Raw genomic sequence first — 13,570 nt, 5'->3', positions numbered from 1 at the left:
GAGCGCTCGCCTCGCGCGACGATGGCCAGGCGGTGCTCCATGGCCTCACGCCCCACTTGGAGCGTGTAGGCGATATCGGAGAGGGGAAGCTCACCGGCGCCGGGCGGGCGAAGGGCGCCACCGGGGGCGCGCCGCACGCCCGTGTGCTCGGTCGCGAGATAGCGCGCGATCGAGGCGATCGACAGCGCCGACGTCTCGGCGTGGGGATCGCGCGCGAAACCGTAGGCGCCAGAGATCCACTCCCAGAGCGCTCCTCGGCGTACGCCATCGAACCCGAGCATCTCCAGGTCCTCGTCGACGAAGATCTCCGCGGGGCTGACGCCCAGCATCTCCGCCGCGCGGGTCACGAGCTCCTCCTCCACGTCCGTGGCGTCCGGTGCTGCCGCGCCGGTGGCTTCGGGGGCGGGGGGCCGAGCATCGACGAAGCGCGCGAGGATGCGGGCATATTCGCGCAGCCGTTCGTGGCTCTTGGCGGAGAGGACGAAGACCTCGTCGCGCGGGGTCTCCACCGGTCGCGCGCCGTCGAGCCACTCTTCGAGGAGCAGATGACCGTTCGCGCCTCCGAAGCCGAACGAGCTCACGCCGGCGCGTCGCGGCTGCGGACGCCCGTTCGCGTCGAGGCGTGGCTTCCATTCCAAAGGCTCACGAACGACGAAAAATGGGCTCTTGTCGAGCTGGATGTACGGATTGAGCTCCTGCAGATGCAAGGTCCGGGGGAGCTTGCCATGCCGCATGGCGAGGAGGACCTTGAAGAGCCCTGCCATGCCGGCGGCGGGCTCGAGATGCCCGATGTTCGTCTTGACCGAGCCGAGCGCGCAGCTCGGCTCCGTGAGCTCCGTTTGGCCCGCGCGTTTGCGCAGCTCGCGGAAAGCTCTCTTCAACCCATTGATTTCGATCGGATCTCCGAGGGCCGTGCCCGTCCCGTGCACCTCGATGTACGAGACGGTCTCCGGGTCGACCTTCGCTTCCTCGTAAGCGGACACGATGAGCTCCGCTTGCGCATGGGGGTTCGGCGTCGTGAGCGTGTTGACGCGGCCACCATGGTTGGTCGCGCTGCCGCGGATGATCGCATGGATATGATCCCCGTCGCGCCGGGCCTTGCTCAGAGGCTTGAGCAGCAACGCGCCCGCGCCCTCGCCGCGCACGTAGCCGTTGGCGCTCTTGTCGAACGTCTTGCATCGACCGTCGGGGCTGAGCATCCCCGCCCGGGAGAAGGAGACGTAAATCGTCGGCGTGACGAGCAAGCTCACGCCGCCCGCGATCGCGAGATCGCAGCTCCCAGCCCAAATGGCTTCGATGGCCGACCGGATGGCGACGAGCGAGCTCGAACACGCCGTATCGATGGGAAAGCTCGGTCCCTTCAAGTCGAGAAGGTACGAGATGCGATTTGCCCCCACGCAGTGGAGGTTGCCCGTGGTCGTGTAGGCCTCGACGGACACGCCGCTGTCCCGGATCACGTCGTAGTAGTCGCGGCTGGAGATGCCCAGAAAGAGGCCCGTCTTCGAGCCCGCGAGGTCGGACGGCTTGTATCCGGCCTCCTCGATGGTTTTGTAGGCGCACTCGAGGAAGACGCGGTGCTGCGGATCCATCAGCTCCGCCTCGCGCGGCGAGATGCCGAAGAAGCTCGCGTCGAACTCGTCGACGGCGCGCAGAAATGCTCCCCACTTGCTGTTGGTTTTGTTCCGTTCTTTTTGGGGATCACCGAAGACCGCGCGCCAGTCCCAGCGATCGGCGGGGATCTCCGTCACGAGGTCGTCGCCCGCTTCGAGGTGGCGCCAGAACTCGGCGAGATCGTCCGATTGCGGCATCAGCCCGTGCATCCCGACGATGGCGATCGGCTCGCGTGTGCCCGCGGGCGCCGTCTCCACGGGGGGCGGCGCCGTCGTGGCGGAGGGCGATGCCGTCTTGACGGAGGGCGATGCCGTCGCCACGCGGGGCGATGCCGTCTCCACGGGGGGCGCCGCCGTCGTGGCGGAGGGCGCCGCCGTCTTGACGGAGGGCGACGCCGTCGCCACGCGGAGCGCCGCCGTCTCGACGGAGGGCGATGCCATCTCCACGGGGGGCGGCGCTGTCTCCGCGGGCGGCGGCGGGGCGGTCGGCTCCGCCGCGACGGGAGCGTCCGGCGGTGTGAGGTCCGCGCCGTGGGCCTCGGCGAGGTAGTCGACGAAGCTCGCGATCGTCGCATGTTCGAAGAAGATGGCGGGCGTGAGCTCCAGGTTCCACCGGGTGTTGATGCTGTTCGCGAGGCGTGTGAACGCGATCGAATCGAGGCCATAGTCGGCGAGGGCCTTCTTCGCGTCGACGCGGCCGCGCGGCAGCTTCGTGATCTCCGAGACGATCGCGATGACCGCATCCGTCGCGGCGGCGGCCGCGCGGGCAGGGGCTTCGGGCGCGACCGCGACCGCCCGAACGGTGGCGGCGGCCGCGCGGGCAGGGGCTTCGGGCGCGACCGCGACCGCCCGGATGGAGGAGGCCGTTCGGCCATCGAGCATCCGCCGCACCTTGGTCGTATCGCCGGGCACATAGAGGATGGATCCGGCTGGCCCTTCGAGGATCGAGGCGAGAGCCGCCAGACCTTCGTGGGTCGCGAGGGGCGCCAGTCCGAATGTGGCGCGGAGCGCCTCGAGGGCCTCGGGTCCGACCTGCATCCCGCCTTCCGCCCATAGGGGCCAATCGATCGCGATGGTCTTACCGGAGCGTTTACCCGCGGCGCGCAGCTCTTCGCGCCACTCGGTGAACGAGTCTTGGAACGCGTTGGCGAAGGCATAGTCGGATTGACCCGCGTTACCGGTGACCCCGGCCATGGACGCGAACGTCGCGAAGACGTCGAGCTCTTCGTCCGCGGTCGCCGCGTCGAGATGGGCGGTCCCGTCGACCTTCGCAGCGAGCACCGCGCGGAAATCCTCGTCCGTTTTGTGGACGAGGTAACCGTCCCGCTTCACCCCCGCCGCATGGATGACGCCGTGAAGCGCTCCAAAGGCGGCCTTGGCCCTCCGTACCGCGTCGAAGACATCGCTTGCTCGCGCGACATCGGCCTGGATGTAGCGCGCGTCGCCGCCGAGCTCGCGCAGCGATGCAACGAGCGCGTCGATGCGGCCATCGTGAGGCGACCGCCCCACGAGCACGACGCGCGCCCCCGTGCGCACCACCAGATCTCTCGCCGCGAGCCGGCCGAGACCGGACGCGCCGCCGCTGATGATCCAGGACCCACCTTCGCGAATCGAGCGCGCATGCGCATCGAGCGAGAGCGGCTCGTGCCGGCGAACCCAGCGCCGCCCGTCATGCAGACGGAGCTCGGAAGCTTCCCATTCGCCCGCGAGCTCGTCGACGAGCATGCTGCCAGCGCCCACGAGCCTGCCCGCCAGGAGCGCGTCGAATGCGCGCCGAGCCACTTCGACGACCGCGTGGGAGAGCCGCGGGCTCTCGAGCGACGATGCGCGCAAAAATCCCGCGATCGCTTGATCTCCGGGCTGACGGTCGTCGGGCCCTCCAGGATACGCGACCAGAAGTCGCACCTTGGACCGATGCGTCTTGCTCGCCACGATGGCGCGCGTCAGGCGCACGATCGGCATCAGACTGGCGTGCACGCGCGCGCCGAGCGCATCGTCGCGCGACGCGAAGTCGCCCCTCGACCAAGCAAAAAGGACGTCGTGCGGACGTACCTCGTCCACCAACGCCTGAAGGTCGGGCGCAGAAGCCGGATCGACCTCGAACCCACCGGGGACCGCGCGAAATTTGGAGCCCGGCACGACCGTGATCACGGCCCGCCCGAGGTGCCGTTCGAGGCTCGCCCGCGGCGCATGGGTCGGGGCAAAGACCACGAGCGGTCCCGATGCATCGCGAGGCGCCGCCGCGCCCTTCGCGATCCCGACCCATCGCGCTTGGAAAAACGATCCCAAGGCGGCGGCCGGGCTTCTCCCGGGCGCCGATGCCGCCGTCACCGCCGATGCCGATGCCGTCGTCGCCGCCGCCGCAGGCCGGACCCAGAAGTCGCGGATGTGGACGACGACTCGCCCCTCTACGTCGAGGATGCGCACGTCCACCTTCTTGCCGTTGGGCGTCGCGGCGCGAAGCTCCACGTGCGCAAAGCAGCGCTCGGGGATCGCGTCCCAGACTTCGACGTCCCCCATGGTGAACGGGATGTGGAGCGCGTCCAGCGGCGCACGGCGATCGACGAGACCGAGCGTGGCCTGGAGCGCCGAGTCCATCAAGGCCGGGTGAAGGACGTAGGGCGAGCTCCCTCCGCGCAGATGCTCCGGCAACTGGATCTCGGAGAGAGCTTCCGACGCGCCGAAGCGTACGTCGCGGATCCCTTGGAAGCTCTTCGCGAGGTGGAGGCCGAGCTCGTCGAGCCGCGCATACAGGGCGGCGGGGCTCCCTCGCTCCGCGCACCGTCGCCGGATTGAGTCGATGTCCACGATCTCGGGCTCGCGTGTGTGCGACGCCTCGATCTTTCCCTGCCCGTGGATGATTTCGTCGCCGTTCGGGCCACGGCTCCACACGCGGTAGTCGGCTCCCTTCGAGGTCGCCTCCACCCCGACGTGAACGGTTCGCGCCTGCTCGCCCGCGCGAAGGGCAATCGCCGCGGGCCATACGTTGTTGCGCAGTCGGGCCGTCGCCAAACCGAGGGACGCTCCCGCCGCGCGCGCCATCTCGAGATAGGCGACGGCCGGGAGCACCTTTGCGTCGTGAACGCCGTGATCGCGGAGGTAAAATTCGGCGGCCTTCAGCTCGACGGTGAGCTCGTCATGAGCTCCCTCGCGCGCGCGGCCGAGGAGCGGATGAACGGTCGTCTCGACCGGAGGAGCACCCGCGCCGGGGATCCAATAGCGCTCGCGCGCAAAGGGGTAGCTCGGCAAGGTGACATGCGCCGGTGTACCGTCATAGCGCGAGCTCCAATCGACCTCCGCGCCCTGCACCCACTGGCGAATCATGGCTGCAGGCGTGCGCGCGGAGGCCTTGGCCAATGCGGCGCCGCCCGAGCGCACCGTGCCGCGCACCACGTTCGGACCCTCGGAGAGCGTCCCGTCCGCGAACGACGCGAGCACCGTCGCGGCCTCGTCGCTGCTGCGGGCCAGGAACGCGAACCGCTCCTCCATGGCCTCGCGACGCACTTGCAGCTGATGGGCGATGGTGCCGAGCGGTGCGCGCGGATGCTCGCGAAGGAAGACCGCAAGACGCTCGCAGTGCGCGCGCAGCTGCTCGACGTTCTTGGCCGAGACGACGATCGCATGCTCGAGGTCGCGCGCAGATCCCCACGGCCGCGCCTCGATATGCTCCTCGATGACGGCGTGAGCGTTCGCCCCGCCCGCACCGAAGGAGCTCACCCCCGCGCGGCGCGGATAGATCCGGAGCTGCCCCCCTTCGCGAAGGGTGATCGGCTCCCAGTCCGAGAGCTCTTGCTGGACGACGAACGGCGAGCCGGCGAAGTCGATCTTCGGGTTCAGTCGCTCGGCGTGGAGCGATGGGGCGAGCTTCCGGTGCTGCATCTGGAGGAGCACCTTGGTGAGCGACGCCACGCCGGCGGCGGCCTCGAGGTGACCGATGTTCGTCTTGACGGACCCGATCGCGCAGCGCTCTGCACCTGCAAACGCCTCCGAGAGGGCCGCGACCTCGATCGGATCGCCCAACGACGTCCCCGTGCCGTGCGCCTCGACATACCCCACGGTCTTCGGATCGATGCGTGCCTCGCGGAGGGCTCGCGCGATCACCTCGGTCTGCGCCTTCGGGTTCGGCACGGCGAATCCGTTCGTGCGTCCGCCGTGGTTCACCGCGGTCGCCTTGATGACGCCATGGATGCGGTCCCCGTCGGCCAGCGCCTTCGCGAGAGGCTTGAGCACGACGGCGCCGACCCCCTCTCCAGGCACGAAGCCGTCGGCGCGCTCGCCGAACGTGTGGCAGCGCCCCGTCGGCGAAGCCATACCCTTTTGGCGGAGGTAATCGAACTTCGAGGGGTGCAAATAGAGGTTTACGCCACCGGCGAGGGCGAGCGCGCATTCACCTTTTTTCAGGCTCTCGCAAGCGAGGTGCAGGGCCGTCAGCGACGACGCGCAGGCCGTGTCCACGGTGACGCTCGGCCCGTGCAGATCGAAGAAGTACGAGACGCGGTTGGCCACGGACCACGGAAACGAGGTCGGGATGGTGTCATGGCCTTTGCGCCATTCGTCCGGCCCCCAGAGCAAGTAGGTGTTGGTCGTGACCCCCGCGAAGACGCCCACACTCCGGGCCGCGCGCTCGCGCAGTGTCCTTCTCGTGTATCCGCTGTCCTCGATCGCCGCGAAGGCGGTCTCGAGGAAGATCCTCTCTTGAGGATCCATGAGCTCGGCCTCCGACGGCGATATCGAAAAGAAGAGCGGATCGAACGCGTCGGCGTCCTCGAGCACTCCGGCCCACCGCCGATGCTCTCCGGCGGGAAATCGAAGCATCTCCGAGATGCAATCCCGCCCCTCGGCGAGGACCGACCACAGATGCGCTGGATCCGCGGCCTGCGGATAGCGCCCTGCGAGGCCGATGATGGCGATCCCCGCGTCCTCGGCCGCCGAGCGCGACGCGTCGCGCTGGGAGGCCCGGACCGATGCCCGCGGGGTGGCCGGCGCGTCGTGGGTCTCGCCACCGCTCGGATGGAGCAGCGCGGTCAATCGTGGAGCGTGCAGCCGCGCGAGGCTGGCGGCGGCATCGGCCATCGTGCGGCACTCGAAGAGGAGCGTCTTCGACACCGGCCCGAGGTCGCGCTCGACGCGGGTGTTGAACTGGTTGACGAGGAGAGAGTCCAGCCCGAAATCGTCGAGACCCGCGTGTGCGTCCATCTCGGCGATGGGCATCTCCAGCAGCTCGGAGAAGATGCGTTGCACATAGGCGGTGACCGCTTCCACGATGCCCTCCGCGGGAGCGCTCGTCTCCGGCTTCGCGGCGACCACGGCGGTCGGGGTAGGCGCTTCCTCGACGAGACGGAGCAGCTTTTCGCGCTGGCCGTAGAGCACGAGCCAATGCGCGCGCGCGTCCGCCCGGGTGAGCGCGTCCTCGAAGACGCGCATGCCGATGCTCGTCGGCATGGGGCAGAAGCCGTGTTCGGCGTTGAACGCGGTGCCCGCGCCGTCGGTCGCGCGCATGCCGCCGTCGGCCCACAGCGGCCAGCCGATGGCGATGGTTCGACCGGAGCGCGCTCCGCGCAAGGTCATTCGAGCGCGCTTGACCGCAAACGCATCGAGGAAGGCGTTGGCGGAAGCATAGTCGGTCTGGCCCGCGTTCCCGACGACGGCCGCGAGGGACGAGAAGAGGACGAAGAAGTCGAGCGGCTCGTTCTTCGTGGCTTCGTCGAGGTGCACGACGCCGGTCTTCGGGCGGAGCACCGTATGAAAATCGGCCACCGACTTTCGGATCACGAACGAATCCCGGAGAACCCCGGCGGCATGAACGACCCCATCGAGCCGCCCGAACCGAGCCTTGATGCTCGACACCAGGCGCACGGCCTCCGAACGCCGCGCGATGTCCGCCTGCAGATACACCACGCGGTCCCTGTGGCCGAGCTGCCCGAGGCGGCGCTCGAGCGCGTCACTCATGGGCGAGCGTCCGGAGAGGACGACCTTCGCATCGACCGTTGCCAGCATGTGCGACGCGAGCTCGAGACCGATGCCGCCCGCGCCGCCCACGATCAGGTAGACGCCGCCACCTCGGAGGCCGCTCGGCCGCGGCACCGGCGCAATCTCCGAAGGCGGTGCGATCTCCGAAGGAGGTGCAATCTCCCGATGACGCTTCACGAAACGTCGCGCGCCGCGATAGCGCACCGAGGTGCCGTCGAACGCGGCCGCGACCTCGAGCGCGATGACGCCCCACGGGATGTCTCCCGCGCCCGCGTCGAGCGTACCCGTGTCGAGCGCGACCGACTTGAGAACGAAGGCTGGATTCTCGATGCGCACGGTCCGCGCCAGCCCCTCCACCGCGGCGAGCTCGGGCCGCGCGGGACCTGCCCGATGCAGGTGCACGATACGGATCGCGCCCTCGGGTCGCTGCGCGATGAGCGCCTGCGTCAGAAGAAAGAGCGCGATCACCCCCTCGTCGATCGCGGTCTCGTGGTCACGTCCCGCGGCGAGGGACCAACCATGGACGATGGTGCAGGGCAGGGGAGCGCTCCGGCGGATGGCCCCCAGCATCCGCGCGTAGTCGTCTTTCTCGGCAGGCCGGATCGTGAATTGGCGACCGCGCTCCTCGTAGCGCGACCCGGATCGCGCGACGAAGACATCGGGCGCGCCCAGTGCATCCGCTATCCTGTCGGCTATTCCGTCGGCCGCTGTGTCGAGCTCGGACGTGCTCGGGTCGAAGACGAGCACCGGACCGGACATGGAGTCGTGCTCGCGAAGGGCAGCCGCTTTCACCCAACGAGGCTCCAAGAGGACGAGCGACGCCCCCGCGTCCGGGGCCGCGGATCGCAGCTCGGGCAACTGGGGCGCACCCGGGAGCCATCCCGGGGTTGGATGCGCCGCGACGTAGGTCTCGCGCGCGAAGGGGTACGTTGGAAGCGGGACGCGCCGGTGACCCGTACCCGCATGAACCTTTCCCCAGTCGACCTGGGATCCCTGCAGCCACAGGGAAAGGAGTACGTCTGCGAAGCGGGCCGACGCTGGATCGTCGACGACCCGCGCCGCGCGCCGATCGTCTCGACCTCGCCCCACCTGGACGAGGCGCGTGCCCGCCGGCGCGTGGACCCGCCCGTCCGCTCGCAGCGCGCGCTCGGCCCATTCGGCCGCATCGTGAACCTCGTCGAGGCGCGAGCCATGCTCCCGCAAGGTGCGGTAGGGCTTGCCGTCGTCGAGCCGATCGATGCGCGCGCCGATCTCCGCCGCGATCCGCGCGCTCGCGGCTTCACCACCGACGAAGAGGGAGACGCACGACTCGATCGTGAGCAGGCCGTCCAGCAGGAGATCGCAGAGCTCACCGATGTGAGGATCGGAGATGCTTCGCTCGGGCGAGAGGCTCCACTTGCGGTTGAGTCGATCGAGGGCGTTCTGCACGGCCACGGCGTCGAGCACGGATCGTCGCTCGCCGGCGTGGTCACCGAGCACGCTCGACCCGGCGCGGCCGTGCTGTCGCAAGGCCTCGTTCCACTCGTCGATGTGACTCCGAAACGTGTACTGGCCCTCCCCGAGGAGGCGCGCCATCGCAAAGAGGCGCTGCGCCTCGCGCTCGTCGAGGCGGGCCTCGCGGACGAGCGAGCTCCCGTACGATGCCGCGACGCCAAAGCGGCCAACGATGCGACCCGTCGTCGGATCGACGAACGGGATCAATGGCCTCCGCAGCTCGCCGCCCGGCGGTGCTCGGGAGGTCGAGAGCGCAAAGGCCCCCTCGAGATCGATCATGTTGGCGGTGAGCAGCGCGCTCCACAAGCCGGAGCCCTCGCTGGCAATCGCAGCCGCCACGAAGCCGTGCGCCGACAGCGCCCGCGCGAATGCGCTCGCGAGCAGGATGCCGCTCGCCGCCGGCTCCTCCATGACGAACTTCTTCTCGGCGTCCGAGACGACGGAGACGAACGGATCGCGCGCAAGGACCGATTTCAGCGACTCTCGCTCGAGGGCCGGAACGGTCCCCAAGGCGAGCCAAAAGGGAGCAGGATCCATCGGACGAGGCGGATCCGCGAGGAACGTTCGAATTTCGTCATGGCGTTCGACCACCGCGCCAATACGTTGCGGCAAGTGCGCTCGACCCGTCGCGAGCGTACGGCAGATGTCTTCGACCGGCAGCGACGCGAACCGCGCGCCGTCGACGAAGCCCCGCCATGCATCGACGAGCGCCGCGAGCGCGCTCGGGGTCGCGGCCGAGAGCACGAACGGATGCGCCCCGCCCGGTCGCGACGCATGCGCGGGCTGTGGCGGCGGAACGTACTCTTCGAGGAGAACGTGACAATTCACGCCCCCGGCGCCGAAGCTGCTGACGCCTGCCCGCAGGGGCAAATCCTCCCGCGCCGGATGCCAGTCGGAGAGCTCGGTGGCGAGTTGGAACGGGCTGCCCCCAAAGTCGATGAGGGGGTTCGGCGTCGCGACGTGCAAGGTCTTTGGCACCTCGCGGTGCTCGAGCATCATGAGGACCTTGACGAGCGACGCGATGCCTGCCGCCGATTCGAGGTGTCCAATGTTGCTCTTGACCGAGCCGATGCGGCAGTACCCCTTGGCATCCGTGAAGCGCCGGAACGCCTCGGTCAACGCGGCCACCTCGATCGGATCTCCGAGCGATGTCCCCGTGCCGTGGGCCTCCAGGTAGGTGATCGTCGAGGGGTCGATCTTCGCGTGCTCCAGCGCCCGCAGGACCACATCACGCTGAGCCGCCACGCTCGGGGCGGTGATGCTGCGCGGATCGCCACCTCGGTTCATGCCCCTCCCCACGATGAGGCCGTAGATGTGTTGCCCGTCCCGCACCGCGTCCGCGAGCCTTCGCAGAAGCACGACGCCCACGCCTTCACCGGGGACGAAGCCGTTTGCGCTCTTGTCGAACGCCTTGCACTGGCCGTCCGGGCTGAGCATCCGCGCCTTCGAGTAGCCGATGTATCGCCATGGATGGAGCGAGAGGCTCACGGCGGCGGCGAGGGCCCAATCGGCCTCCATCGTCGCCAGGGCCCGCGCGCCCTCGTGGACCGCGACGAGCCCGGAGGAGCAGGCGGCGTCGAAGGTGAAGCTCGGACCGGTCAGCCCGAGCACGTGGGACAACCGGTTGGCCATCATGAACGGCACATTGCCCGGCGCCGAATGGCTCTCGACCCTCGCCGTCGGGTGCGCCTCACGCAAGACATAATCCAAGTTGCTGGCACCGACGAAGACGGCCGAGCGCTCCCGCTGCAGTTCCTCGAGGGGGACACCCGCGTCCTCGATGCAGTGCCACGCCTCCTCGAGGAGCAGGCGCTGCTGAGGATCCATGATCTTCGCTTGCCTCGGCGGGATTCGAAAAAATCCTGCGTCGAACGCGAAGGCGTCTTCGAGCAGGCCGCAGGACTTGCTGATGATCGTGTTCGCCTCCTCGATGTCCTGGGAGTAGAAGCGCGCGACATCCCAGCGATCGGGCGTAACGTCACGAATGGAGCTCACGCCGCGGCGAAGGTTCTCGAAGAACGCATGGCGATCGCGCGCGCCGGGAAATCGGCAGCCAATCCCGATGACCGCAACCGCATCCATGTCCGGCGTCCGACGTTTCATCGCGCGAGCTCCTGCGTACGGCGATTCAGGTATCCGGCCGTGGCTTCGAGCAATGTCAGCGCGATGTCGTCGACATGACGGTCGCGCCACCGCGCCAGCCTCGTGCCGCGGACCCACTGGTTGAACGCACCCAGCGCGGGCCCGCAGTGGATCTGATAGTCGACACGGCTCCCCTCCGTGCCGGCCATGGCGAGCCGCTGGCTGTGGCCGAAGTACCAGCGGAACACGAGGGCCATTTTGTGCTTCGGATTGGCCTCCGCCTTTTCGACCTCACGCGGATCCTTTGCCGTGAAGTATGCTTTCGTCTCGCGCCACACGGCGTCGATGCTCTTTTTGAAATAGCGCTCTTCGATTTGTGCCACCGTCGCCGGATCGATCGCGTCGAGCGATGGATGCTGCTGGTAGAGCTCATAGAGTTTCTTGGCGCGGGCTGGAAAGAAGACCCCCTTCCGGAGCACCTGCACGCTCGCGCCGAGCTCGAACATGTCGCCCGCGGGCGCATAGTCCGTATCCTGGATATCCATCCCTTCGAGCATGTCCTTGGCTGCGTCGCTCGTACCGGCTTCCACCGTGCATTGATTGATCGAACCGGTGAGGATGAAATCGGCCCCCAACATGAACGCTGCCGCCGCCGTCTCCGGGGTGCCGATGCCGCCTGCCGCACCGACGCGCACGCGCGCCGCCCACCCGTGCTCGCGCGCGATGCGATCGCGCAGCCGGAGCATGGTGGGCAGGAGCACGACGAGGTTGCCTCGATCGGTGTGGCCGCCCGAGTCGGCCTCGACGCAGAGGTCGTCGGCCATCGGCACCTCGCGTGCCATCTGCGCCTGCTCCTCGGTGACCATTTGGGCACGCCGCAGGCGGTCGAGGATCTTCTCCGGGACCGGCCGGAGAAACGCTTCGGCGACCTCCGGCCGAGAGACCTTGGCCAGGATGCGATGGCGCGCGTCCACCTGCCCGTGCTCGTTGCGCCGGAGCCCCGCGACTCGGAAGCGCGCGAGGGCGGGGGTCACCTGCATGAACGCGGCCGCCTCGATCGTCGTGATTCCACGCGCGAGAAAGAGAGCCACCGTCTCGTCTTCCACGATGGGGAGGCTCGGGTTGTGAACGAGGTTCATTCCGAACGGCTCGGAGTGGGTAAGCTCCTTTCGAATGGTCGCGATGGCGGCATCGATCCGCGCGATCTCGAGGCCTCCGGTACCGAAAAATCCGAGGAGGCCCGCCTTCCCGGCGCGGACCACCAGCGCCTCGGAGGCGATGCCGCGGTACATGGCGCCGCACGCATACGCGTACTTGACCCCATAAGCCTCGCGAAACGAGCGGCTCCCGAGCGTCTCGGAGGTGATCGCCGGGAGCGCAGCATCCAAACGATCCTTGGGCGGCCTTTGGTCCTCGCGTGCGGGGCGAACGAGCGGCGCGTCACGGGACCGGCCCGCATGCGCGAGCTCCTTCACCCGCTCGAGCCCCTTCGTCGCGGGCCCGAAGGGGCTCAAGATGCTCACGACGGCCTTCGGTGATCTCTCTTTTGCATTGTTCTTGACGAAGCCCGCGAGCGTGCCCGACGGGCCGAGATCCACGTAGACCCATTCATCCCCCGTCGTCTCGAGCGCTCGGACGGCCTCGCGAAAGAGGATGGGCCCTCTCCCCATTTGCCAGAGATGATCGGGCGCGAGCGCGTCGAGAAAATCGCCACGCAAACACGATACGAAGGGTATCCGCGCCCGTCGCATTTCACGCGATGAAAGGAATTCGCAATAGGCGGCGCGCGTCGGGTCCACCCACCGCGAATGGAATGGATAGCTGACAGGGAGCTTCTGATGAACGGTGCCTAGCCGATCCAGGGAGCGGGCCACGCGTGCGATGCCCTCGGTGGGGCCCGACAGCACGAAGTGCGAGGCGTAATGGACCCCCGCGATTTCGGCATGTTCACCGCCCGCGTCGATCCGTTCGAAGGTCGTGGGATCCGCGAGCACCGCGAGCATCGCCCCGGTCGGACACGTCGCTTCGATCACCTCGACCTGCTTTGCGATGCAGCGGGCGACGTCCTCGACCTTCATCATCCCCGCGGCGGCGGCGGCCGCGAACTCGCCCGCGCTGACACCAAAGACGCAATCGGGCTCGATCCCCTCGGATCGAAGGGCCTGAAAGAGCGCCCATTCCACCATGAAGATGCCGGGGTGCGTGTATCGAATCGTGTCGAACCAGTCGCTCGCTTTGCGGTCCTCGCGATAGAGCTCCTTGAGGACCGATCCGCCCGCGAGCTTCGCGAACGACTCGTCGAGCTCGAGCATGGTCTTTCGGAAGATCGGGTGCTCTTCGAAGAGCTCTTTTCCCATTTGATAATAGTGGGAACCCTGCCCCGAGAACATGAAGACCGTCTTTTGCTTGCTCAT

2 protein-coding genes (1 of these 2 only partly in view) are annotated in these 13,570 nt (G+C 68.3%); both read right to left on the bottom strand.

The window, feature by feature from the left end; all coding sequences use genetic code 11:
* Window positions 1-11,177: the 5' portion of an SDR family NAD(P)-dependent oxidoreductase gene (locus tag LZC94_21205; protein WXB19730.1), read on the bottom strand. 7,942 nt of this gene lie to the left of the window's left edge; 11,177 of the gene's 19,119 nt are visible here — the first part of the coding sequence; it begins with the start codon at window positions 11,175-11,177; the stop codon falls past the left edge of the window.
* On the bottom strand, window positions 11,174-13,570 hold the full coding sequence (locus tag LZC94_21200) for a PfaD family polyunsaturated fatty acid/polyketide biosynthesis protein (protein ID WXB19729.1): 2,397 nt from the start codon (window positions 13,568-13,570) through the stop codon (window positions 11,174-11,176). Before LZC94_21200 ends, LZC94_21205 begins: the two co-directional genes overlap by 4 nt.

It is taken from the genome of Sorangiineae bacterium MSr11954, assembly GCA_037157815.1.
GTDB classification, from domain to species: Bacteria; Myxococcota_A; Polyangia; order Polyangiales; family Polyangiaceae; genus Pendulispora; species Pendulispora albinea.
The sequence above is the reverse complement of the archived record's forward strand: the minus strand, read 5'-3'. Positions and strand labels throughout refer to the sequence as shown.

What these genes read in the sequence shown, in the direction of transcription:
- LZC94_21200 (WXB19729.1), bottom strand. Translation starts at nt 13,570, where the DNA reads ATGAGCAAGCAAAAGACGGTCTTCATGTTCTCGGGGCAGGGTTCCCAC.